The organism is Agrobacterium sp. 33MFTa1.1 (assembly GCF_004328495.1).
Taxonomy (GTDB): Bacteria; Pseudomonadota; Alphaproteobacteria; order Rhizobiales; family Rhizobiaceae; genus Agrobacterium; species Agrobacterium pusense.
This window is the reverse complement of record NZ_CP036358.1, coordinates 272266-295528: the sequence shown is the minus strand read 5'-3', so window position 1 is coordinate 295528 and position 23263 is coordinate 272266. Positions and strand designations below refer to the sequence as shown.

Annotated in this window: 21 protein-coding genes; 5 read left to right on the top strand and 16 right to left on the bottom strand. The window is 60.2% G+C overall.

What is annotated here, in order from left to right; translation table 11 throughout:
• Positions 1-147 precede the first annotated feature (147 nt).
• On the top strand, positions 148-1971 hold the full coding sequence (locus tag EYD00_RS01440; RefSeq protein ID WP_004440129.1) for a methyl-accepting chemotaxis protein: 1824 nt from the start codon (positions 148-150) through the stop codon (positions 1969-1971).
• Between the two features lie 55 nt (positions 1972-2026).
• Here EYD00_RS01440 and EYD00_RS01435 read toward each other — a convergent pair whose 3' ends face one another.
• The 12 genes from EYD00_RS01435 to EYD00_RS01375 form a co-directional block, all read right to left on the bottom strand.
• Positions 2027-2521: a 2-thiouracil desulfurase family protein gene (locus EYD00_RS01435; protein WP_004440127.1), complete on the bottom strand. Its 495-nt coding sequence runs from the start codon at positions 2519-2521 to the stop codon at positions 2027-2029.
• A gap of 229 nt (positions 2522-2750) precedes the next feature.
• Positions 2751-4904, bottom strand: coding sequence for a glycine--tRNA ligase subunit beta (glyS, locus tag EYD00_RS01425; protein ID WP_004440125.1), 2154 nt, complete (start codon positions 4902-4904; stop codon positions 2751-2753).
• 97 nt (positions 4905-5001) lie between these two features.
• Positions 5002-6939 carry a DUF2207 domain-containing protein gene (locus tag EYD00_RS01420; protein ID WP_004440123.1) on the bottom strand — a complete coding sequence of 646 codons (1938 nt, stop codon included), beginning with the start codon at positions 6937-6939 and terminating at the stop codon, positions 5002-5004.
• Positions 6940-7127: 188 nt separating this feature from the next.
• Positions 7128-8405, bottom strand: a complete 1278-nt coding sequence (gene aroA / locus EYD00_RS01415) for a 3-phosphoshikimate 1-carboxyvinyltransferase (RefSeq protein ID WP_034495992.1) — start codon at positions 8403-8405, stop codon at positions 7128-7130.
• 74 nt (positions 8406-8479) lie between these two features.
• Positions 8480-9031 carry a LemA family protein gene (locus EYD00_RS01410; RefSeq protein WP_004440119.1) on the bottom strand — a complete coding sequence of 184 codons (552 nt, stop codon included), beginning with the start codon at positions 9029-9031 and terminating at the stop codon, positions 8480-8482.
• Between the two features lie 119 nt (positions 9032-9150).
• Entirely contained in the window at positions 9151-9534 is a 384-nt protein-coding gene (locus tag EYD00_RS01405; protein ID WP_223215408.1) for a hypothetical protein, read from the bottom strand.
• A gap of 107 nt (positions 9535-9641) precedes the next feature.
• Positions 9642-10604: a glycine--tRNA ligase subunit alpha gene (locus EYD00_RS01400; RefSeq protein WP_020813609.1), complete on the bottom strand. Its 963-nt coding sequence runs from the start codon at positions 10602-10604 to the stop codon at positions 9642-9644.
• A 96-nt stretch (positions 10605-10700) separates the two neighbouring features.
• Positions 10701-11681, bottom strand: coding sequence for an acyltransferase family protein (locus tag EYD00_RS01395; protein WP_004440116.1), 981 nt, complete (start codon positions 11679-11681; stop codon positions 10701-10703).
• Positions 11682-11885: 204 nt separating this feature from the next.
• Entirely contained in the window at positions 11886-12080 is a 195-nt protein-coding gene (locus EYD00_RS01390) for an NfeD family protein (protein WP_004440115.1), read from the bottom strand.
• A 20-nt stretch (positions 12081-12100) separates the two neighbouring features.
• Positions 12101-12967, bottom strand: coding sequence for a S49 family peptidase (locus tag EYD00_RS01385; RefSeq protein ID WP_004440114.1), 867 nt, complete (start codon positions 12965-12967; stop codon positions 12101-12103).
• Between the two features lie 90 nt (positions 12968-13057).
• The gene (locus tag EYD00_RS01380) at positions 13058-13858 is read right to left on the bottom strand and encodes a tRNA1(Val) (adenine(37)-N6)-methyltransferase (RefSeq protein WP_004440112.1); all 801 of its coding nucleotides are present in this window, start codon (positions 13856-13858) and stop codon (positions 13058-13060) included.
• Positions 13859-13864: 6 nt separating this feature from the next.
• Complete coding sequence (locus EYD00_RS01375; protein ID WP_004440111.1) at positions 13865-14095, bottom strand: putative signal transducing protein; 231 nt, start codon at positions 14093-14095, stop codon at positions 13865-13867.
• A gap of 111 nt (positions 14096-14206) precedes the next feature.
• Here EYD00_RS01375 and EYD00_RS01370 point away from each other — a divergent pair, with 111 nt between their 5' ends.
• The 4 genes from EYD00_RS01370 (at position 14207) to moaB (ending at position 18736) form a co-directional block, all read left to right on the top strand.
• Positions 14207-15223: a polyprenyl synthetase family protein gene (locus EYD00_RS01370; protein ID WP_004440110.1), complete on the top strand. Its 1017-nt coding sequence runs from the start codon at positions 14207-14209 to the stop codon at positions 15221-15223.
• Positions 15224-15365: 142 nt separating this feature from the next.
• On the top strand, positions 15366-17258 hold the full coding sequence (locus EYD00_RS01365; protein WP_022555656.1) for a tetratricopeptide repeat protein: 1893 nt from the start codon (positions 15366-15368) through the stop codon (positions 17256-17258).
• A gap of 6 nt (positions 17259-17264) precedes the next feature.
• Entirely contained in the window at positions 17265-18164 is a 900-nt protein-coding gene (locus EYD00_RS01360; RefSeq protein ID WP_004440106.1) for a 4-(cytidine 5'-diphospho)-2-C-methyl-D-erythritol kinase, read from the top strand.
• Between the two features lie 26 nt (positions 18165-18190).
• Complete coding sequence (moaB, locus tag EYD00_RS01355; protein WP_034496305.1) at positions 18191-18736, top strand: molybdenum cofactor biosynthesis protein B; 546 nt, start codon at positions 18191-18193, stop codon at positions 18734-18736.
• A 283-nt stretch (positions 18737-19019) separates the two neighbouring features.
• Here moaB and EYD00_RS01350 read toward each other — a convergent pair whose 3' ends face one another.
• From EYD00_RS01350 to guaB, 4 genes are all read right to left on the bottom strand, one after another.
• Complete coding sequence (locus tag EYD00_RS01350) at positions 19020-19895, bottom strand: dienelactone hydrolase family protein (protein ID WP_004440103.1); 876 nt, start codon at positions 19893-19895, stop codon at positions 19020-19022.
• A 118-nt stretch (positions 19896-20013) separates the two neighbouring features.
• Positions 20014-21042, bottom strand: coding sequence for an alcohol dehydrogenase AdhP (adhP, locus tag EYD00_RS01345; protein ID WP_004440101.1), 1029 nt, complete (start codon positions 21040-21042; stop codon positions 20014-20016).
• A gap of 150 nt (positions 21043-21192) precedes the next feature.
• The gene (locus EYD00_RS01340; RefSeq protein ID WP_034496309.1) at positions 21193-21594 is read right to left on the bottom strand and encodes an MAPEG family protein; all 402 of its coding nucleotides are present in this window, start codon (positions 21592-21594) and stop codon (positions 21193-21195) included.
• 112 nt (positions 21595-21706) lie between these two features.
• Entirely contained in the window at positions 21707-23212 is a 1506-nt protein-coding gene (gene guaB / locus EYD00_RS01335) for an IMP dehydrogenase (RefSeq protein WP_004440097.1), read from the bottom strand.
• Positions 23213-23263 lie beyond the last annotated feature (51 nt).

Here is a 23263-nt window from a genome sequence, read left to right as displayed (position 1 = left end):
TCATGGTGCAATGCAGCACAGCATAAGGCCTTGGGCGGATACCGCTCTTCGGGCCTTTCCCGGCGCATCATGCGCTTCTCCCTTTTCCGAAACACCGGCAGCGCGCGGCAAAGCGAGGCGCGCGAGGCCAAACGCTTGTGAGCGCCCATGAAGAACCTTTCCATTTCCCGTCAGTTGATCGTTCTCGTAGTGGCCCTGATGGCCGCCTTCGCCGTGGCAACCTTCTACCAGCTCAAGTCCGCCACCGACGCGATCTATGAGGAACGCTACGGAATGCTGCGGACTCAGGTGCAGTCGGCCATCTCCATCCTGCAATCCTTCCACGACAAGGAAAAGGCCGGCACCCTTTCGCGCGACGAGGCCATGAAGCAGGCTTATGCGACCGTCAGCGCCATACGCTTCACCCCGGATGGCTACCTCTTCGGTTATGATTACGATGTGACGATGAAGTTCCATCCCGATGCCAAGCGCGTCGGCGAGAACTTCAAGGGCAAGCCTGACAGCAAGGGTTTCGCTTATCGTGACGAGCTGGTGCGGCTTGGTCGCAATGGCGGCGGCCAGACGGATTTCTACGGCCCGAAGCCCGGCATGGAAGGCAATGACTACGCCAAGAGCTCCTATGCACTTGCCTTCGAACCCTGGCAGGTGGTGGTCGTGACCGGCGTTTACATCGATGATCTGAACGCACAGGTGCGCGGCGAGGTGATGAAGGCGCTATCCATCGGCGCGTTGATCTTCGTGCTGGCGCTTGCAGCCGCTTTCTATGTCATCCGTGGTATCTCGAAGCCCCTCGGCGATATTCACCGCGCGCTTGGCGAAGTCGCCAATGAAAACGTCTCGCTCGCCATTCCCCATACTGGCCTCACCAACGAAGTGGGCATGATGGCGAAGGCTACTGCCTCGCTTCAGGACAAGGTACGCGAGCGCCATGCCATGCAGCGCCGTGAGGAAGAACAGCAGCAACAGCTCAATGCCGAGCGCCAGAACAACCTCGACATGCAGCGCGACGAAGCAGAATTGCAGGCGCGTGTGGTCGCCACCATCGGCGAGGCGCTGGAAAAGCTGGCCGGCGGCGATCTGACCGTGCGCTGCGGCGACCTCGGCAACCGTTACGCAACGCTGCGCGACAATTTCAACGAGGCCCTGACCCATCTCGATGCCGCCATGGCCAAGGTAAATTCCAAGAGCATCGACATTGGCGGCTCAAAGGAAGAAATCCGCAAGGCCTCCAACGAGCTATCGCAGCGTACCGAACGGCAGGCTGCCAATCTGGAAGAGACCTCCGCAGCACTTGACGAACTGACCGTTGCGGTGCGCCAGACGGCGGAAGGGGCAGCTGACGCCGCCAAGCGTGTCACCACCGTCAGCTCGGAAGCCATGCGCAGCGACCGTGTGGTGGAAGAAGCGATCATGGCGATGAGCGGCATCGAGCAGTCTTCCGACCAGATTTCCAACATCATCGGCGTGATCGACGATATCGCCTTCCAGACCAACCTTCTGGCACTGAATGCCGGCGTCGAAGCTGCTCGCGCGGGTGAGGCTGGCAAGGGCTTTGCCGTGGTAGCGCAGGAAGTGCGCGAACTCGCACAGAAATCCGCGGCTGCCGCCAAAGAGATCAAGGACCAGATCGCCCGCTCTTCCGCCCAGGTGGAAAATGGCGTGCGGCTTGTGGGCGAGGCCGGCGATGCACTGAAGCGTATCTCGGACCAGATCAAATCCGCTAACGAGATCGTCAGCAAGATCGCCCATTCGGCAGCCGAGCAGGATACGACGCTGCGCTCGATCTCCTCATCGCTCAACCAGCTCGACGTCGCCACCCAGCACAATGCGGCCATGGCGGAAGAAACCACGGCTTCGGCGGAAGCGCTTGCCGTGGACACCGAGGAACTGCTGAACCTCATCCGCGGCTTCCGCGTGTCGTCCGGTCACCAGCTTCATGCCATGGCGCATGAGCTGCGCATGGCGGGGTGATACGCCGCAAGACTATCGATGAACAAAGGCGCCGGGGAACTCCGGCGCTTTTCTTTTAACGGGTCAGCACATCCAGCCGGTCGATATCGGCAGGTGAAAAAACGGCAATACCGGCTTTTTCGAGCAGCGCCGCCGTCACCCCATTGCCCGCATGTTTGACGCCAGAAAACGAACCGTCATAGATCGCAACCGATCCACAGGACGGGCTGCCGTCGATCAGAAGCGCGTATGTGCAGGCATTGGCCCTCGCAAAGGCCAGCGCCCTTTCTGCGCCGGCAATGAATTGCGCCGTGACATCGCCGCCGGTCACCTCTAGCACGCGGGCGCGGCCCTCCAGCACATCGAAACCGGAGGCACGATCTTCGATTTCCGCCGGCGGGCGCGGCACGGGCATACCGCCCGCCATCTCCGGACAGATCGCCACCAGCCTGCCTTCGCTGCGCCAGCGGTCGATCGCCGGGTGGAAGAAGGGCTTGCCTCTGCCGTCGTAACGGACAGGTTGGCCGAGGAGGCAGGCGCTGATGAGGATTTTGGAGGTGGGGTGGGTCAATGGGAAGTTATCCTGCGGGAGTTGAGGCTGTGGCTTAACCCCTCTGCCCTGCCGGGCATCTCCCCCTCAAGGGGGGAGATCGGCGAGAGGCATGCTCCCCCTCTTCCCGAAACGTTCAATGTGGTTGAGAGCTCGCCACAGGTCGATCTCCCCCCTTGAGGGGGAGATGTCCGGCAGGACAGAGGGGGGTGAACCGCGCACACTGACATGTACGGCTACCCCAACCCTATCAGCCCGTTATCTTCGAGAAATCCGCAACCGTGCCAGTTGCCTCGCGAATGGCCTTCAGCAACGCCAGACGGTTTGCGCGGATGGCCGCGTCCTCGTCGTTGACGAGCACATCTTCGAAGAATTTATCGACGGGCGCGCGAAGTGTCGAAAGCGCCTGCATGGCAGAGCGGAAATCTTCGCCGGCAACAGCCTTCGCGGCATCGGCAGACGCGGTCTTGATCGCCGCATAAAGCGCCTTTTCGGCATCGAGCTTCAACAACTCTTCCGAAACGCCATCCGCCACCACAGTCCCCTTCTTCTCCTCCGCGGCCAGAAGCTGGGTGGCGCGCTTGGCGCCTGCCAGAAGGTTACGGCCATCCTCACCGGTGATGAAGGCGGTGAGCGCTTCGACACGGCGGGCGATCATCAGCAGGTCGTCGGATTCCGGCGTCAGGACGGCGTCGATCAGATCGTAACGCGCGCCGAGATCGCGGAGATAGACCTTCAGGCGGTCGTGGAAGAAGGAGAGAAGGTCCGGGTCCTTGGCAACACTCAGCAAAGGCAGGCGGACGTTCTTCTCGAGCAGAATACGCACCACACCCAGCGCCGCACGGCGCAGCGCGAAGGGGTCCTTCGAACCGGTCGGCTTTTCATCGATGGCCCAGAAACCGACGAGAGTGTCGAGCTTGTCAGCGAGAGCGACCGTGATCGCCACCTTGTCAGCCGGCAGGCGGTCGGAAGGACCCTGCGGCTTGTAGTGATCTTCGATGGCGGCCGCAACGCTTTCGTTTTCGCCCTGAAGCGCCGCATATTTGCGGCCCATCAGGCCCTGAAGCTCGGGGAATTCGCCGACGGCTTCGGTGCGCAGGTCGGCCTTGGCCAGCACAACGGCGCGGTCCACCAGCGCGGCATCGGCGCCGACGATCGGGGCCAAAGTCTTCGCCAGTTCGCGGATGCGGGATACGCGCTCGCCCTGCGTGCCGAGCTTGGCGTGAAAGGTGACGTTGAGCGCATCGAGCTTCGCCATGCGCTGGTCGAGGGGCTTTTTAAGATCGAGGCTGAATTTTGCAGCCGAGTCCTTCAACGTCTCAAGATCGGGCAGATCACCCTGGTCACGGGTCCAGAAATGGCGGGCATCCGACAGGCGCGCGCGCACGACCTTGCCATTGCCGTGGATGATTTCCTTGCCGCCATCACTCGCTTCGATGTTCGAGACAAGGATGAAGCGGTTGGAAAGGCCCTCTTCCGCACCCTGGTTGCGGGTGACGAAACACTTCTGGTTGGTCTTGATGGTGAGGCGGATGATTTCTGCGGGGATTTGCAGATAGTCCTCTTCGAAAGTGCCCATCAGCACCTGCGGCCATTCGACCAGGCCGGAAACTTCTTCCAGCAGGCCTTCGTCTTCCACAAGGTCGAGGCCGTTGGCGAAAGCGAGGTCCTTGGCGTCGTGCAGGATGATGTCCTTGCGGCGCTCGGCATCGAGAATGACCTTCGCCTTTTCGAGGCTTGAGACATAATCCTCGAAACGGCGCACGGTGATCGGACCCGGCGCATGGAAACGATGGCCATAGGTGACGTTGCCGGCAACGATACCATCGATGGCAAACGGGATGACCTGCGTTTCATCGTGTTCGGGGCCGAACAGGCAGACAATGGACTGCAGCGGCCGCACCCAACGCAGGCTTTCCGAACCTTTGCCTTCGATACCGGCATAGCTGGAGCCTTTCGGCATCGAAGCGGGGCCGGAGCGCATGGATTTCGGCCAGGGGAAAGAGCGGATGATGCCGGGCATCACCTCGGCGATGATCTCTTCCGCCGGACGGCCCGGCTTGTTGATGATGGCGATGTAGAAATCACCCTTCTTCGGATCGGAAACAACCTGCGCTTCCGAGATATCGTTGAGGCCTGCGCCACGCAGAAAGCCTTCGATGGCCTTTTCATTGGCATCGGTGCGCGGACCCTTCTTTTCCTCACGCACATCGGCCGAGCGGGCGTTGAGGCCACGAATATCCAGCGTCAGGCGACGCGGTGTCCAATATTCGCGCGCACCTTCATAGGTCAGCCCTCTCTCCACCAACGCATCGGTGACGAGTTTCTTCAGATCGCCCGCCGCCTTGCGCTGCATGCGGGCAGGGATTTCCTCGGAGCGAAGTTCAAGCAGAAGATCGGGCATGGGATAAGGACTTTAATCTGTTGCAAAAGAGTGTCGCGGACTTAGCAAGACCAGCGGCAAAAGTCACCAGCTATCGGTTAAATTACCGCGGCAGGCATCACCAGCCGCCGCCACCGCCACCGCCGCCGCCAGAGCCGGAAAAACCGCCCCCGCCCCCGCCTGAGAAGCTGGAGCCGGAAGAGCTGACAGGCTGCGGAATGGTGGAGGCGATTGTGCTTGCCATAGAGGTTGAGAACCCGCCGATCCTGTCGCCAAAGCTGCCGTAATTGCTGCCCAGGTACCAGCCGGGCGCATAACTTGCCGCGGCGGCACCGGCGGCGGCGGTCGCGAGCCAGGTCTCGAACGTACGGCTCCAGGGCTTTTCGACGCCAAGCGCCACGGCATAGGGCAGCAGCGTTTCGAAATGTTGCGGCGACATGGCCGGCGCGCCCGCCATGTTCATCCGGTCCTTTTCGGCCAGCGTCAGATAGGTCCGCAGGCCTTCGATGCCATCCATCAGCTTGCGACCGAGCGGCGTCGGCGCGCCCATCAGAAACAGGAACAGCGCATTGGTGAGCACGATTCCGCCGATGGCAGCGAGCGCCAGTGACTTGGTGTCATGTGTAACGTCAAGCAGGATTTGCGTGGCGATGCCGCCAATGGCCGAAAAGGCCACGAAACCGGCAAAGGCGAGCATGACGATGCCCCCGATCCGCTTGCGCAGCGGCGCGCCGCGCGAAAACTGCCGGCCGATGCCAATCGAAAGGATGCTGAAAAAGAAAGCAAAAAAGCCAAAGACCAGCACAGCGGCGATGGCGCTCTCATCCAGATCGCCGAAGACCAGCGTCGCAACGATGAGGGCGAGGCTGAGGAAGATACCGAAGACGGTGTAGCCGGCATTGCTGCGGTAATACTTGCCGCGATGTTCTTTCTCTATCGCTGCGCGAAACTGTTTGCCGACCTTCTCGACCTCCGCCCCATGGGCCTTGTCGATGGTTAGCGTCTCCCCCGGCCCACCGATGGAGGAAAGCAGCGTCTTCTGTCCCGTCGGCAGGTTGTCGGCCGTCGCCTTTTGCGTGCGGCGGATGACGATGGCGTTCTTCAGGTCCTCCAGAACCACATAACCTTTTACGGCCAGATCAAGTGCCGAAGCGGAAAGCGCCGTCCATCCTGCGCCGGAAAAACCGCGGTTATCGACGTAATTGACCAGCGCCGGGGAAAGTCCATCCGGCGCGTCCCAGCGCGGCACGACGACGCCTTTTGCCGGATCGCGGCCCACGGCGAACCAGGCTCGCAGATAATAGAGGAGCACGACGAAGAGACCGCCGCCCGAAAGGAGGATGGCGAGATTGTCCCGCAGCCACCACCCCGCCTCCTGCGTGGTGTCAGGAGCCGATATAGCCCCCTTGGGCAGTTTCACCGCAACCGTCATGCCCTCGCCCACCGAAAAGGGGCGAGTGGAGGCGAAGAAAACCTCGTTGCCCTCACTGAGGATGCGGGCGTCCTTGCCTTTTGCGCCAAGCGGACCGGTGAAGACGGCGGTATCCGTCGCCTTGACACCATCAGGCAACGTGATGGTAGCGGAAATCTCGCCCATGGGGAATTGCCAGCCATTGCCGGTGACGTTCCAGGTCAGCTCGTCATAATCGCTGAAATAACGGATCTGCCGGGCGGTGGTGTAGGTGATCTGGAAGATATGTTCGCCGGTCGGCAGAAAACGGTCGGCGCTGCCGGTATAGATGCGGATACCGCCATCGATGGTTTCGGTGCGCCAGTTCTCGGGCGCACCGTCGCGCTCCACCGAAACGACGTTGAAATCCACCTTGGTGCGGCGGTTATTCGCATCCAGCGCGTAAAGCGGGAAATCGCGGAAGATACCGCGCTTGATGTTCTGGCCTTCGGCGCGGGCGGTGATGGTTTCCGTCACCGTCAGCTTTCCCTCTTGCGCAACCTCGATGACGGAATGATACGAACGGATGAACTCTTCCGCGAAAGCCGGGAAGGCCGCGCCCAGGAAGACGAACAGCGCGAGAAGTCTTGCGGCGATGGTCTTCACGGGTGATTTCTCCTTAAGGGAATGGAGCGTTTCCGGTTTCAGAATACAGTCATTGCCGTCATACCGGGCTAGACCCGGTATCCAGCAGCCGCGCGTCTGCGCGGCTTGAAGAGTCTTTCGCGATCAAGGACTTGATCGCACTGGATTCCGGCTCAGGGCCGGAATGACGGAAAACCAATACCGTTCTTCTAATGCTGCGGCTCGGCAGCGGTTTCCTTTTCCGAGTATTCGACTCCCAGCGAGGCGAGCGCCTTCCAGTAACCGGGATAGGTCTTGCCCACGCAGGCCGGATTCTGGATGGCAATGCCGCCGATCTTCAGCGCCGCCAGCGCAAAGCTCATGGCGATACGGTGGTCGGCGAAAGTGTCGATGGAGGCATTCACCGTCTGGCCCGCAAGCGAAGGATCGGAATGCACGATCAAGTCGTCGCCTTCCTCATGCGCCAGACCATCGCGGATTTCGTTGAGGCCGAGTGAGACGGCGCGGATTCGGTCGCACTCCTTGACGCGCAGATTGGCGATGCCGACGAAACGCACCGGCGTTTCGTTAAAGGCGGCGAGAACGGCAATGGTGGGAATGGCATCCTGCATCTGCGAACCGTCGATTTCGGCGGGCAGATGCGGAAATTGCGCCATGACCTCATGGGCCTTGGCATCCGGCTGGGTGAACTTGTCGGCCGGCGTACCGATATCGATGGCGCCGCCGGTCAAAAGCTCAGCGCCCCAGAGATAGGTGGCGGCCGAGGCATCCGGCTCGATATGGAAATCGGTCGCCGTGTAGCCGGTCGGATGCACGCGCCAGATGGCGTTGCTGACCCGCTCCACCTTTGCGCCGAAGGCTTCCATGGCCGATGTGGTGAGATCGATATAGCCCTTCGCGCCGATTTCCTCACCTTTGAGGATGATATCGACAGGCTTGTCGCCGCAGGCGGCGGCCATCAGAAGTGCGGACACATACTGGCTGGAAAGGTTGGCGTCGATCGTGACGCTGCCCTTCGGGAAGCCAGTACCCTTACCGCAGACGGTGACGGGCGGGCAGCCGGTCGGCGCCTCCGCCTCAACGCCGAGGGAGCGCAGGGCTTCCACCAGCGGCATGATCGGGCGTTTGCGCATATGCTCGTCGCCATCGATGATGACGGCGCCATCCACAAGGGCGGCAGCGGCGGTGAGAAAGCGGGTAGCTGTGCCGGCATTGCCGAGGAAAAGCGGCTTTTCCGGCTGATGCAACCCACCTGAACTCTCCACCACGAAGGTGGTCGCGTCAGGCTCGGTTGCCTTGACACCCATCTCACGCAGCGCTTCTGCCATGTAAAGCGTATCGTCGCTTTTCAGCGCGCCCGTGAGACGGCTTTTGCCCTTGGCGAGCCCGGCCAGCAGAAGTGCACGGTTGGTAATGGATTTGGAACCGGGCGGCTCCACCTTGCCGGAAAGCGGGTGGCCGGGCGGGGTGATGGTCAGTTCGATCATGATCGTCGTCTTGTCAAAGAATGCGGCGCAAAGCCGGGCTATCGGAATATCGGCGGGAATTTGTGAGCCGGTGCTTAGAACTTCACCGTCGGCACGGCGCGGTCGGCCGGGTTGTCGATCTCGAAATAGGGCGCCTTGGCAAAACCGAACTGCCCCGCCACGAGATTGGACGGGAAGCTCTCCACCTTGACGTTAAGATCGCGGGCAGCGCCATTGTAATAACGGCGCGACATCTGGAGTTCGCTTTCGATGGTTTCGAGCGAGCGCTGCAATTCCAGAAAGTTGGTGTTGGCCTTGAGGTCGGGATAGGCTTCGGCAAGTGCAAAAAGCTTGCCGAGCGCCTGCGACAGCAGCCCTTCCGCCTGGGCGCGGCCTTCAACGTCTCCCGCCGGTACGGCCTGCGCCCGGTTGCGCAGGTTGATCACCTCCTCGAAGGTGCTCTTTTCATGGGCCGCGTAACCCTTCACGGTCTCGATGAGGTTGGGGATGAGATCGGCGCGGCGCTTCAGCTGCACGTCGATGCCCGACCACGCCTCTTCCTTCATCTGCCGCGCCTTGACGAGACCGTTATAGATGAAGACAACATAAAGCGCGATTGCCGCGATGATTGCCAGCGTGATGAACATGAATTGCGATTCCCAGCTTCGTTGCGCGCACGATAACCGCTCATTACCGCAAAGTCATGGGGCTTCGCTCATTCTGTCCGCTTTTGGCGGAACGGACCCGCTGCAGGAAGCAGCGCCCGTTATTTATAAAAGACGGTACAATATAATTTCAGGCCGGATACCTTACGGACAAAAAGAGTATAGGAGGCAAGCCTGTAGCCTCGCTCAGCCCAATATTCCTTGTTTCCCTCCAGATGATTCCAGCCGTCTATGACCCAGTCGAGCATTTTCGTATTGCGCGTGTAGTGCATGCGGACGAGCGCGCTGCCCACATCGAGAGAGCGCTGGCCGCTATCCTTGCACTCCATGCGGGTGACGATCATTCCGAAAGAACGCAGCTTGTCGGCGCGGGCAAAGGCATCGTTGCCGCTCATCCAGTCTGTCGTTTCCGCAGCCGCGCCATTACCGAGAACGCATCCGAGTGTAAGCACATATAGAAAACAGAAATTTCTAATATTATTCACGGTTAAACCCATTGCGCTATTCAGCCATACGAATCCACACAAAATAAAAGGCCGTCAAGAACGGCCTTTCAAATCATCAAAGTTAGACAAGAGCTTACCGCTAAAAATCAAGCGGCCCTATTCCAGTTCAGCCCGCCCGCATCCGTCAGCAGGAAAGCTTCGCCGCAGGCTTTTGCCAGCGTGCGCACGCGCAGGATATAGCTTTGACGTTCCGTCACCGAAATCACGCCGCGCGCATCCAGAAGGTTGAAGACGTGGCTGGCCTTGATGCACTGGTCATAGGCCGGGAACACGCATTTGTGCAGGCGCTGATTATCGTTGTCCCCGGGCGCACCGGCAGCGAGAAGCGCCTGGCACTCCTTTTCGGCGTCGATGAAATGGCGATGCAGCATGGCTGTATCGGCGAATTCGAAGTTGTGGCGGGAATATTCCTGCTCGGCCTGCAGGAAGACGTCGCCATAGGAAATCTTCTCTTCGCCCTCGCGGCCGTTGAAGTTCAGGTCGTAGACATTGTCGACGCCCTGGACATACATGGCGAGGCGTTCCAGACCATAGGTCAGTTCGCCCGCGACCGGCGAGCATTCGATGCCGCAGACCTGCTGGAAGTAGGTGAACTGCGACACTTCCATGCCATCGCACCAGCATTCCCAGCCAAGGCCCCAGGCACCGAGCGTCGGGCTTTCCCAGTCGTCTTCGACGAAGCGCACGTCATGCAGCAGAGGGTCGAGGCCGATTGCCTTCAGCGAACCGAGATAGAGTTCCTGCAGGTTTGAAGGGTTTGGCTTCAGGATGACCTGATACTGGTAATAATGCTGCAGACGGTTGGGGTTTTCCCCGTAACGGCCGTCCGACGGGCGGCGCGAGGGCTGCACATAAGCGGCCTTCCACGGCTTCGGCCCAAGTGCGCGCAGCGTCGTGGCCGGATGGAACGTACCCGCGCCCACTTCCATATCGTAAGGCTGCAGCACCGCGCAGCCCTTGTCGGCCCAGTAATTATGCAGCGTCAGGATCAGCGCCTGAAAGGAACGCTTCGGGTTCATATGGTCGGGAACATCGGTCATTGCAGTCATCGCGGCGTTAGGAGGACAAGTAAGCATTGACTTACTTCGGATGCGGACTGGTGCCACGGCGTGGCCTGAGGGTCAAGGTTTTATGCGAAGCGGCGATCAGCCCACGGCCTCGGCACGTTGACCACCGATGCCACGGTCTGCGAATTTCCTGAGAAGCCTGATCACCGGTTTTTCAAACAGGAGATGTGCTGCAACCGAGACAGCCAATGCCGCAAAAACAACCACGATCCCCGCCGCAGGGCCCGGCGCTATGATCTTGTAGACCACGGAAATAACCAGCCCGTGCAGGAGATAAAGCGCATAGGAGGCGTCCCCGATGATTTCAAAGGGCTTCAGCCACGCGATGGGCCAGCCACCCGCTCTTTCGATCCACACACAGCCCACCACCAGCAGAAAGGCTGGCACGCCCCAGCTCGCGATGCGCAGAAGGCCGGATTGCTCACCGATACCGGCCGCGAAAGCGAAGCCGACAAAAGAAAGCACCAGGGCCGCAGCGCCGCTGCGCACGCCCGCAAAGGCAATCTGCGACAGGACAAGACCGGCGAGGAATTCCAGCAGCAGCGGCGAGGCCCAGATCTGCATGAAGGGAGACTGCCAGTCCGCCAGTTGCCCCAGGCAGACCATGCCCGTCAGGACAATGATCGTCACGGAAATGGGCGCGCGCAGTGCAAGACCCAACGCAAAAACGAGATAAAAGAACATCTCCATATTCAACGTCCAGCCCACCATCACGAGAGGAGTGACCTGGCCCGAAGCATCCGCATAAGGGATGAACAGCAAAGATTTCCAGAGATGGTCCATGGTAAAGGTGAATGTGGAAAACACGCCTGCCAGCGCGCCAAGGCACATGAGCAATGTAACGGCCCAGTAGAGCGGCACGATACGGAAAAGCCGATGACGCAGGAATTTGGTGGGTGTCGCCTTATCGCCGACCATGCCCATCACAAATCCCGATATTACGAAAAACACATCCACCCCGGCGGCGCCTATCGTCAGAGGAGCCCCGACAATGTGAAAAAACATGACGGAAAGCGCGGCAACCGCCCGCAAAAACTGAATGGAATGAACTTTTTGCAAAACTACCCCGTCCGGCTGCGCAATGCGAGACTTCAGCCGGCTTAGGCCGAAGCAAAGCAGATCACCCTAAAATTTGTGGATCACTAATCGCACAATCGGGACGAAAATACTCCGCGAATTTCAGGGCTGTCCCGAAAAGCTGATTTTTGGGTTAACCCCAATCCTTCAGGACTGGCAAACGAGATTGTCCGGGATGACTGCGCCTTATGCCTCATCCTCACGCTTCACGCGGTACTCTCCCGTCTCGGGATCCTTGATCAGCGTGCCGATCGCTCCGGTCTCGCGTTCCTTCTCGCGCTGTTTCGATTTTGCCGAGAGCTTTTCCGCATCGCGAACGAAGCGGCGGTAGAGGATGATGGCCCCCACCACCAGAAGAATGATTGTAATAAGCTGCGCCATAAGGCTTTATTCCCGCGACATCATAGACCGAAACGCGACCACAATGCCTTTTCTTCGGCTACCTCCGCAAGACCCGCGACGGCGCCCGCCGCCAGCTTTGGGGTGTCGAGGCCAAACGCAGCATTCACACCAGGTACTTTTTTACCGAACAAAGTGCGCCCGCCGCTGACGAGCTGGAGCTTGACCTTTTCACCATAACGGCGGTGCAGAACCTCTCGCATGTCACCCAGCCCATCGATCAAGCCAAGGTCGAGGCCACGCATGCCGGTCCAGAACAGACCGGAGAAGATCGCCTCGTCGCCCTTTAGCTTGGAGCCGCGGCGCATCTTGACCATATCAATGAAAACATTGTGGATTTCGACCTGAAGCGACTTCAGGTAATCGATGTCGCCTTCCTTTTCCGGCTGGAAGGGATCGAGAATGACCTTGTTCTCACCGGCTGTATAAACGCGCCGCTCCACACCGATCTTCTTCAACATTTCCGGAAAACCGAAGCCGCCGGAGACGACGCCGATCGAACCGACGATTGAGGTGGGGTCGGCGATGATCTCGTCGCCGGCAAGAGCGATCATATAGCCGCCCGAGGCTGCGACGTCCTCCACGAAGATGAGGACTTTCTTGTCCTTTTCCTCGGCAAGCTGGCGGATACGGTTATAGATCATCCGCGCCTGCACCGGCGAACCACCGGGCGAATTGAGCGAAATGGCGACGGCCGGAGCATCCTTGACGGCGAAGGCCTTTTCGAGAAGCGGCGCATAGGAAGCGAGATTGAGGGCGGGGCGGAACTGGTTGCCGCCGGCCATAATCGCGCCATGCATGCGCACCACGGGAATGACGAGCTCTTTTTTACGAAAGCGTTTCGGCACAAGAAGCTTCAGCAAACCCACCAATCAATCCTCACAGCAATGACTTCATCGACACGGATGTATGTATCGCCGGGCAAAACACAATGGCATGCGGCTAGCGTCACGGTGATTTTATAAGCCGGGTCTGATTGCCCTTACATTACGGGAATAGGCCGCACGACCATTGTTGAGGTCATCAACGAAGGGGGTGAAGGCGTGGCTGCCGGTCTCATGCATGATGAGCGGCGCGCGGAAGGACAGCCGTGCGCGCGATCCCTTGATGGCGGTTACGAGCATACGTACCGCATCCTCGCCGGGACGTGGATGGATGAGGGTGATTTCGATACCGCCGAACCGGCTGCCGCAGGCAGCAATGATCTCCGCCACTGATTGCGGCCTCGAAATCAGGGAAAGCTGCCCGCCCGGGATCATGATCGCACCCGCGGTCCTGATCCAGTCTTCGAACAGGCCGTCCGTCATCGCGTGGGCTTCGGCCTTCAGAGCATCCGGCGTGCGGCGGTCGCCCGCGTCATTATAGGGCGGGTTCATGATGACGTGATGGAAATGATCGTCGGGCAAACCCGCTTCCACACGGGCTTTCGCGCGCAGCGTCACATCCGCTTCGCGCACCTCGACGCGGGCCGAAAAGGCTGCATTGTCAAGCAGTTCCAGACTGCGGCGGGCAAATTGCGCCATTTCCGGCGAGCGCTCATAGAGCGTCACCCTGGCCTTTTCGAGCCGCGCCGCAACCGCCATGCCGGCGGCACCGGCACCGGCACCCAGATCGGCAATCCGGCAGGGGCGGTCATCCGCCACCAGCGAAGCCAGAAGCATGGCGTCCATGCCGGCCCGATGCCCCCTGCCCTTCGGCTGGATGATATGAAACCGGCCCCGATGAAAGGCATCGATCGTTTCGGAAATGCCGTCGTCCACCGTCGTTCAAGCCTCTTCGTTGCGCAACTCGTCGCCGAGCCCGGCATCGATGAGGATACGGCGGGCCTGAGCCGCCCGATCTTCCTCTACCAGAAACCGGCGGGGCAAAAGGCCGAGAGATCCCTCCAGAATGCTCATTGCCTGATCGGCAATGAGGCAATGGATGCCGGCATCCTTCATCAGGCTTTCGGCGAAGGAGAGCAGCACGGCATCGTTGGTACGGATCAGTTCACGCATGGATAGACCTTAAATTCCCATCTTTTTGAATGGCTAGCGGCAATTCGCCCCTTGCCGCGCAAGGCGTCAGTTTTTATTGTCGAATTCAAATTCGAACTGGAGTCCTGTCCCTTGGGCGTCGTCATACCGCTTGAAGAAAGCAAAAACAAACTCGCATCCGTCAAGCCGCTTGTCGACCTGACCCGCCCCGACATGGAACGGGTGAACCAGCTTATCCTTTCCAAGGCCGGTTCCGACGTGCAGATGATACCCGAGGTGGCCAACCACCTCATCTCGTCCGGCGGCAAGCGCCTGCGGCCGATGCTGACGCTCGCCTCGGCCTCGATGTTCGGTTACGAGGGCGACAACCACATCAAGCTCGCCACCAGCGTGGAGTTCATGCACACGGCGACGCTTCTGCATGACGACGTGGTGGATGAAAGCGATCTGCGTCGCGGAAAATCCACCGCACGCACCATCTGGGGCAACCAGGCAAGCGTTCTCGTCGGCGACTTCCTGCTTGGCCAGGCCTTCCGCATGATGGTGGATGTCGGCTCTCTCGATGCGCTCGACGTGCTCTCCACCGCCGCCTCGGTCATCGCCGAGGGTGAGGTACTGCAGCTTTCGGTCGCCAAGAACATGGAAACGACCGAGGACGATTATCTTCAGGTGATTCGCGCCAAGACGGCTGCCCTCTTCGCCGCCGCGGCCGAAGTCGGCCCCATCGTCGCCAAGACCGACAAGGCGACCCGCAGTGCACTGAAATCCTATGGCATGAATCTCGGCCTCGCCTTCCAGCTGGTCGATGACGTCTTGGACTATGGCGGCAAGTCGGCTGATCTCGGCAAGAACACGGGCGACGATTTCCGCGAGGGTAAGATCACCCTGCCGGTCATCCTGTCCTATCGCCGCGGCACGCAGGATGAGCGCGCTTTCTGGCGCAATGCCATTGAAAATGGCGAGAGCAGCGACGAGAACCTCGAAAAGGCGCTCGGCCTGATCACAAAATATAACGGCCTCGGCGATACGATAGGCCGTGCAACGCATTATGGCACCATTGCCCGCGATGCGCTTGCACCGTTGCCGCAGAGCCCCTGGAAAAATGCGCTTCTGGAAGTGATCGACTTCTGCATCGAGCGTCTGAACTGACGCCGCAGGCCAGGCGAAAGGCGGATGGAACACAGCATCCGCCCGAGGTTGCGGGCCTTGCTCTCCGCGAGGCGTGATTGTGGCCGGGGCCATAATTTCTTGCGGGGTTGCTTCAAAAAAGCCATTCTGTAGTGACCAAACAATGGAAACTGATTTTTCCGTGCTTCTGCACAAAGGCAAAGGTTCCCTCATGCGGCGTAAACCAGCACTCCGTCTTCTCTGCAGCGCGGCTCTTGCCGCCGCTCTCGCAATCGGCGCGGGTGCAAGCCCCGGCTTTGCGGAGACGAAGGCGACACCGGAAGACAAGGCCGTTACGTTCGACCCCGGCAAGGTCAACACCTTCTCCGGCGCCTTCCTCGCCGGACGCAATGCCGATGTCGATCAGGATTATCCCACCGCAATTTCGCTCTACAAGAAGGCGCTGGAATTCGACCCTGCCAACTCGGAGATCCGCCAGCGGCTGATGATCGCCGAACTTCTGAGCGGCAACTTCGAAGCCGGCGCCAAGATTGCCGATTCGATGAAGGACGATACCTCGGTGGAACGCGTCACGACCATCGTGCGTGGCCTCGACGCCATCAAGGACAAGGAATTCGCCAAGGCCGAGAAAATCCTGAAATATTCCGGCCCGAACGATCTGGACCGCATGGTCAACACGCTTCTGACCGCCTGGGCGCGCGCGGGTTCCGGCAAGCCGAAGGAGGCTCTGGCGCTCGTCAACAACATGAAGGGCCCGGGCTGGATTTCGATCTTCCAGAAATACAATGCGGCAGCCATCGCGCTTGTTTCCGGCAACACCGAGGCCGCCCGCAAGAGCCTGAACGAAGCGGTAACCGACCGCGAAGGCGGAGCGACCGCCTCCGATACCTATATGCGCGCAGTGATGGCGCTCGCAAGGCTGGAGGCTTCCGCCGGCAACAAGCAGAAAGCGCTGGATGCGATCGCGGTCGGCGACACTTTCGCGCCGAATTACGCACCGCTGAAAGCGCTCCGCCAGTCCATCGAAAAGGGTGAGAAGCCGGAGCAGCAGATCACCAATGCCGTGGAGGGCGCCGCCAGCGTCATGTTCTCCATCGCCGGTGCGTTGAACCGCGAAGGCGCCGAAGAGATCGTCACGCTTTATCTGCAGACGTCGCGCGCGCTCGATCCGAAGAGCCCGGATACGCTCATTCTTCTCGGCGGACTTGCAGAAGCCATGAAGAAGCCGGAACGTGCCATCGCCTTCTATCGTGAAGTGCCGAAGGACTCGCCGATGTATCGCATCTCCGAGCTGCAGCTCGGACTGACGCTGGCGCAGACCGAAAAGGTGGAAGAGGCACGCAAACACCTCAAGTCGCTCCTCGAATCCGACCCCAAGGATATTCGTTCCTACCTCGCCTATGGCAGCGTGCTGTCCGATGCCAAGGACTACAAGGCCATGGCGGAGAATTACGACAAGGCCGTTGAAGTGATCGGCGCCGTGCCGCAGAAATCCGACTGGACGGTGTTTTTCCAGCGCGGCATCGCCTACGAGCGCCTGAAGCAATGGGACAAGGCCGAACCGAATTTCAAGCGGGCGCTGGAGCTCAACCCCGAGCAGCCGCAGGTTCTGAACTATCTGGGTTATTCCTGGGTGGACAAGGGCATCAATCTCGATGAAGGCATGAAGATGATCAGCCGCGCCGTCGAGCTTCGGCCGAATGACGGCTATATCGTGGATTCGCTCGGCTGGGCGCATTATCGCCTCGGCGATTTCGACGATGCCGTGACCGAACTGGAACGGGCAATCGAACTCAAGGCCGGTGATCCCACCATCAACGACCATCTGGGCGATGCCTATTGGCGCGTCGGCCGCAAGATCGAGGCGGTCTATCAGTGGAACCGCGCACTGATCGGCGACAGCGACGACGTGGACAAGGCCAAGGTGAAGGAAAAGATCGCCAACGGCCTGCCGCCAGTCGAGAAGGATGCCGAGAATACGGCCAAGAAGGACGTGGCGCCGCACCCGCCGGCTCCTCCGGCCCCGGCGACCCCTGCTCCGGACAAGAAATCCTGACGCCACATGGCGATGCAGGGCATTTCCGGGGCGGCCGAGACAGTCGAGGCGGCCCCGGCCAAGGTTAATCTGGCACTCCACGTCACCGGGCAGCGGGCGGATGGCTACCATCTGCTTGAATCGCTGGTGGTGTTTACCGAAGCCGGCGACACGATCCATATCCAGGACGCCGATGTCGACAGCTTCTCCATCTCAGGACCGTTTGGCGATCTTCTACGCGCCGGCGATGGCGGCGATAACCTCGTTACCCGGGCCAGAGATTTACTGCGCAACGCGCTCGCATCAATGGGTCAACCAGCGCCCCCGGTCGCCATTCACCTTGAAAAGAATCTGCCCGTTGCATCAGGTATAGGGGGCGGCTCAGCGGATGCAGCGGCAACGCTGCGGGCGCTTCTGCGCCATTGGCGTGCCGGGATGACACCGGATAGGATTTCGTCCATAGCGCTGACGCTCGGTGCGGATGTGCCTATGTGTCTTGAAAGCCGATCGCTGATCGCACGCGGCATCGGCGAGGACATCGAACCGGTCAATGACCTGCCGGAACTGTTTCTGGTGCTGGCCAACCCGCTGAAAGCGGTCTCGACGCCGGAGATTTTCCGGCGATTGCAGAACAAGGCCAACCCACCTCTGCCGACGCCAGCCAAGGTTGGCGAGGTGACAATCGGCTGGATGGATTTTCTCGCGGAAAGTCGCAACGATCTACAACCGCCGGCCCAGGCGCTTCTGCCTGACATCGGCGAGATCATCGGGTTGCTGTCTGAGGAGGGCGCCACCCTCGTGCGCATGTCCGGTTCCGGGGCAACCTGTTTCGGGATTTTTCATTCCTTCGATGCCGCCCAAAACGCGGAAACATCGCTTCGGAAGAAGCGCCCAGGCTGGTATTTTCAGGCAACGCGGACCATTTGAGGGCCGGATATTTCGAGGACAAGGCCATGGCAGGCGATAGACCCTTCATTCCCCTCGGTATTGCGATTCTGACCGTTTCGGACAGCCGCACGCTGGAGAATGACAAATCAGGCGACACGCTCGTCGCAAGGCTGAAGGAGGCAGGCCACAGGCTCGCCGCCCGTGCCATCGTGCCTGACGACAAGGCGGCGATCGCAGACACGGTGCGCGAATGGACGCTCACTGATGGCGTGGATGTGGTCATCACGACAGGCGGCACCGGCTTTACCGGCCGCGATGTGACACCGGAGGCGCTGGAACCGCTGTTCGAAAAGCGCATGGACGGGTTTTCGGCCCTCTTCCATCGCATTTCCTACGACAAGATCGGCACCGCCACCATCCAGTCACGCGCGACCGGTGGTGTGACGAATGCGACCTTCATCTTCGTGCTGCCGGGATCACCGGGGGCTTGCAAGGATGCGTGGGATGGCATCCTCAAGGCGCAACTCGATTATCGTCATCTGCCGTGTAATTTCGTGGAAATCATGCCGCGGCTGGATGAGCATTTGAAGCGTGGGGCTGGTGGGGTTTAGGGCACTTGATCGAGGGTGCGTGGGGCTTTACCCCCCTCTGCCCTGCCGGGCATCTCCCCCTCAAGGGGGGAGATCGACTTGAGGCGAGGTCTCGCCCATCTTAGGGCTTGAGAATAAAGTGGCGGTAGCGCCTCTTGCAGATCTCCCCCCTTGAGGGGGAGATGCCCGGCAGGGCAGAGGGGGGTGAGCCCGACGCGCCTCGGTTCGCTCTCAATGGACAACATCCAAAAGCATTTCCGCCTCCCCCACCGGCGAGAAGAACAGCTGCCCGCTCAAAACCCAATCACCCCAGATATTTCCTGAAAAACTCCACCGTCCGCCCCCAGGCGAGATCAGCAGCCGCCTTGTCATAGCGCGCCGAAGACGTGTCATTGTTAAAGGCATGGTTGACGCCGTCATAGACGAAAATCTCGAAGGTCTTGCCGTTTTCCTCCAGCGCCTTCTTGTAAGCATCGATGCCGGCATTGATGCGCTCGTCGAGACCGGCATAATGCAAAAGCAGCGGTGCCTTTATGGCCGGCACATCGGCCGCCGGGGCCTGCTGACCGTAATAGGCGACGCCGGCATTCAGACCTTCTGACTTGGTGGCGAAACGGTTGACCAGCCCGCCGCCCCAGCAGAAACCGATGGCGCCGACCTTGCCATTCGCCCCTTGCCTTGCCGCAAGCCAAACCCGTCCCGCTTCGGCATTGGCGACAGTTGCATCCATGTCGAGACCACTGAACATCTGCCGCGCCTTCTCCTCATCAGCGGGCGTACCACCCTGCGGCGAGAGGAAATCGACCGCGAGCGCCCGAAATCCGGCGAGCGCCACGCGTCTGGCCACATCACGGATATGGTCGTTGAGGCCGCGGTTCTCGTGAATGACGATGACGGAACCGATGGGGCCGGACGCCGATTTCGGCGTGACGAGATAACCCTTCATCTCGCCCCCGGGCGCCGGATAGGTCACGTCTTCCGCGACAATGCCAGCATCGTCAGGCGCGACGATGGCGGCGCGGGCGCTGTTGGCGGAAAGAAGGGGCGCAATTGCCGCCGCCGCCGCGCCGGAGCCGGCCAGCACGGTGAGCTTTTCCATGAATTTGCGGCGATCAAGGCTGAGATGGGTATACTCATCATAAGCGTCGATCATGGCCTGCGTAATCTTGGACTTGTCCATCGCTCTATCCTCCTTGGACGCACAGATGCGGGAGGATAACGCAGATCTAAGGGCGGGGAATAAGGCAGTCGGAAGGGGCGCCACACATTTGCGTGAGCGCCGCTTCCGGATTTTCACATCAGGCGGCGAGGTCCACGACGATACGGCCGTCGATCTTGCCCTCTTCCATGCGGTGGAAGATATCGTTGATGTTTTCGAGCTTATCCCACGAGAAGTGAGCCGCCACCTTGCCTTCGCCGGCGAAGGTCAGCGCCTCCTCGAGATCCTGTCGTGTGCCGACGATGGAGCCGCGCACCGTGATGCGCTTCAGCACCGTGTCGAATACCGGAATGGAGATGAAGCCTGGCGGCAGGCCGACAAGCGCCATGGTGCCCTTGGAGCGCAGGAAGCCATAGGCCTGTTCCATGGCCTTCGGCGATACCGCGGTCACCAGCGCACCATGGACACCGCCGGTCGCCTTCTGCACCTGCTCCACCGCGTCAGGCGCACGGCCGTTGACGACGACATCGGCGCCGAGTTTTTTGGCAAGCGCCAGCTTGTCATCGAAAATATCGGCGGCAACAACATGCATGCCCATGGCCTTGGCATATTGCACGGCCATATGGCCAAGCCCGCCAATGCCCGAGATGACCACCCATTCACCGGGCCTGACTTCGGTTTCCTTCAGACCCTTGTAGACGGTGACGCCGGCGCAAAGGACAGGTGCGGCCGGGCCGAAATCGAGATTATCCGGCAGGCGGCCGACGAATTTCGGATCGGCGAGACCATATTCGGCGAAGCTGCCGTTGACGGAATAACCGGAATTCTTCTGGCTCGGGCATAGCGTTTCCCAGCCCGTACGGCAGGGGATGCAGCATCCGCAGGCGGTATAAAGCCAGGGCGTACCGGCGCGATCACCTTCCTTGATGCCCGTGACGCCAGCGCCGATCTTTGCGACATAACCGACACCTTCGTGGCCGGGGATGAAAGGCGGATTGGGTTTGACCGGCCAGTCGCCGGTTGCGGCGTGCAGGTCGGTGTGGCAAATGCCCGTCGCCTTGTAGTTGATGAGAATTTCACCGGGGCCGGGATCCGGTATCGCCACTTCCTCGATGGTCAGCGGTTTTCCAAATGCGCGGACGACTGCCGCTTTCATTGTCTTAGCCATGACATACTCCCTAATCTCTGCTCGCCTGAAATCCTCGACGGCGAGGCAGAGATTAACGGGGATGGGGCATCATGGAATTGACCCATCGCAAATCGCACCATTTTGCAGGCCGGGATTGTCTCACTTATGAAGCAACCTCACGGTGCTGATTTACTCCAGCGCCAACCATATGGCGAGCCATCCCCACAGGCAGACGACCAGCGCAAAACCAATACCAAACAATGCGCCGCGCTGACGCAGGCGGTTGCTGGTGACGTGGACATAGGAATGCGCATAACGCGAAAGCACAAAAAGCCATGCCAGGACAACGGTCACGATATTGTCCGCATCCGTGATGTAGAGCAGCAGGCAGGCAATGTGGAACAGGACCGGCACTTCGAACTGGTTGGCGATGTTGCGGTTCACCAGACGGCTTTCGCGTGCCTCCTCGCCGTGATCCCGGAGACGGATCGCCGATTCGCGATCCTTGAATGCATATTTGTTGCGCCGAACGATCAGAAGCGCGTAAAGCCAGAAGACCAGAACGACATGGGCGATCATCGGCCAGAACATTGCGGTCGTGGGTGACATGCTTTTCTCCAATCATGAAAACGCTCCCCGATCCGGCATGAATCGGGGAGCGCCAAATAACTAGCCTATCTTTTTACGGATTCGGCTCGAAAGATCAAACCGCGCCGGGGTAGTTCGGGCTTTCGCGGGTGATTGTCACGTCATGGGCGTGGCTTTCACGCAGGCCAGCGCTGGAAATGCGCACGAAAGTGGCGCGTTCCTGGAATTCTTTGATGTTGCTGCCGCCAACATAACCCATGGCAGCCTTCAGGCCGCCGGCCAGCTGGTGCAGAACGCCGGAGACCGGGCCCTTATAGGGAACCTGGCCTTCAATACCTTCAGGCACGAGCTTCAGTGTGTCGCGCACTTCAGCCTGGAAATAACGGTCGGCAGAACCACGCGCCATGGCGCCAACGGAGCCCATGCCGCGATAGGCCTTGAAGGACCGGCCCTGATACAGGAATACTTCGCCCGGGCTTTCATCCGTGCCGGCAAGCAGCGAGCCGATCATGACGGCCGAGGCGCCGGCGGCGATCGCCTTGGCCAGATCGCCCGAAAACTTGATGCCGCCATCGGCGATGACGGGGATATCAGCCGCGTTGGCGACTTCAACCGACGACATGATCGCCGCAAGCTGCGGCACGCCGACGCCGGCGACGATGCGGGTGGTGCAGATGGAGCCGGGGCCGATACCGACCTTGACGGCGTCCGCGCCGGCATCGATCAGAGCCTTGGTGCCGTCGGCAGTGGCGACATTACCGGCGATGATGCGAACCGAGTTCGACATCTTCTTGACCTGAGAGACGGCATCCAGCACGCGCTGCGAATGGCCGTGCGCGGTATCGACAACCAGAAGGTCGACGCCGGCATCTATGAGGCGCTCGGCGCGCTCGATGGCGTCAGCACCAACGCTGATGGCGGCAGCGGCGCGAAGGCGGCCCTGCGCATCCTTGGTGGCATTGGGGTTCAGCTGCGACTTCTCAATGTCCTTTACGGTGATGAGGCCGACGCAATTACCCTTGGCGTCCACCACGAGCAGCTTTTCAATGCGGTGCTTGTGCAAGAGGCGGCGTGCTTCCTGCTGATCGACGCTGCTTTCCTTGACCGTGACCAGATTTTCGCGGGTCATCAGTTCGTAGATTTTCTGCTGCGGATCGGAGGCGAAGCGGACGTCGCGATTGGTCAGGATGCCAACGAGGCGGCCGTTCTTGTGACCGCCGGCGCCGCCGTTTTCAACCACCGGGATGCCGGAAATGCCGTGCGCCTTCATCAACGCCTGTGCTTCGGCAAGCGTCGCATCCGGGCCGATGGTGACGGGGTTGACGACCATGCCGCTTTCGAACTTCTTCACCTGCCGGACTTCTTCGGCCTGTTCGATGGGGGTCAGGTTGCGGTGGATGACACCGATGCCGCCGGCCTGGGCCATGGCGATCGCGAGGCGACCTTCGGTGACCGTATCCATGGCGGAGGAGAGGATAGGCAGGTTGAGATCGATATCGCGGGCGATGCGGGTGGCGATATTCGTCTGTCCCGGCATGACTTCGGAATGTCCGGGCTGCAGCAACACATCGTCAAATGTGAGAGCGTCCAAACCAGTGGGTGTTTGAATGATGCGTGCCATGACCAAATTCCTTCATACTGAAAATGCGTGGCCGCTCCGGAACGAAAAGTT

What these genes read in the sequence shown, in the direction of transcription:
- EYD00_RS01375 (WP_004440111.1), bottom strand. Translation starts at nt 14,095, where the DNA reads ATGCGTGAACTGATCCGTACCAACGATGCCGTGCTGCTCTCCTTCGCC.
- moaB (WP_034496305.1), top strand. Translation starts at nt 18,191, where the DNA reads ATGGCAGGCGATAGACCCTTCATTCCCCTCGGTATTGCGATTCTGACC.
- adhP (WP_004440101.1), bottom strand. Translation starts at nt 21,042, where the DNA reads ATGGCTAAGACAATGAAAGCGGCAGTCGTCCGCGCATTTGGAAAACCG.
- EYD00_RS01340 (WP_034496309.1), bottom strand. Translation starts at nt 21,594, where the DNA reads ATGTTCTGGCCGATGATCGCCCATGTCGTTCTGGTCTTCTGGCTTTAC.
- EYD00_RS01390 (WP_004440115.1), bottom strand. Translation starts at nt 12,080, where the DNA reads ATGGCGCAGCTTATTACAATCATTCTTCTGGTGGTGGGGGCCATCATC.
- EYD00_RS01440 (WP_004440129.1), top strand. Translation starts at nt 148, where the DNA reads ATGAAGAACCTTTCCATTTCCCGTCAGTTGATCGTTCTCGTAGTGGCC.
- aroA (WP_034495992.1), bottom strand. Translation starts at nt 8,405, where the DNA reads ATGATCGAACTGACCATCACCCCGCCCGGCCACCCGCTTTCCGGCAAG.
- glyS (WP_004440125.1), bottom strand. Translation starts at nt 4,904, where the DNA reads ATGCCCGATCTTCTGCTTGAACTTCGCTCCGAGGAAATCCCTGCCCGC.
- EYD00_RS01360 (WP_004440106.1), top strand. Translation starts at nt 17,265, where the DNA reads ATGGCGATGCAGGGCATTTCCGGGGCGGCCGAGACAGTCGAGGCGGCC.
- EYD00_RS01410 (WP_004440119.1), bottom strand. Translation starts at nt 9,031, where the DNA reads ATGTTCATCACGCTGGCAATCATCGCGGCAATCGCGCTTTATGTTGTC.
- EYD00_RS01365 (WP_022555656.1), top strand. Translation starts at nt 15,366, where the DNA reads ATGGAAACTGATTTTTCCGTGCTTCTGCACAAAGGCAAAGGTTCCCTC.
- EYD00_RS01400 (WP_020813609.1), bottom strand. Translation starts at nt 10,604, where the DNA reads ATGACTGCAATGACCGATGTTCCCGACCATATGAACCCGAAGCGTTCC.
- guaB (WP_004440097.1), bottom strand. Translation starts at nt 23,212, where the DNA reads ATGGCACGCATCATTCAAACACCCACTGGTTTGGACGCTCTCACATTT.
- EYD00_RS01350 (WP_004440103.1), bottom strand. Translation starts at nt 19,895, where the DNA reads ATGGACAAGTCCAAGATTACGCAGGCCATGATCGACGCTTATGATGAG.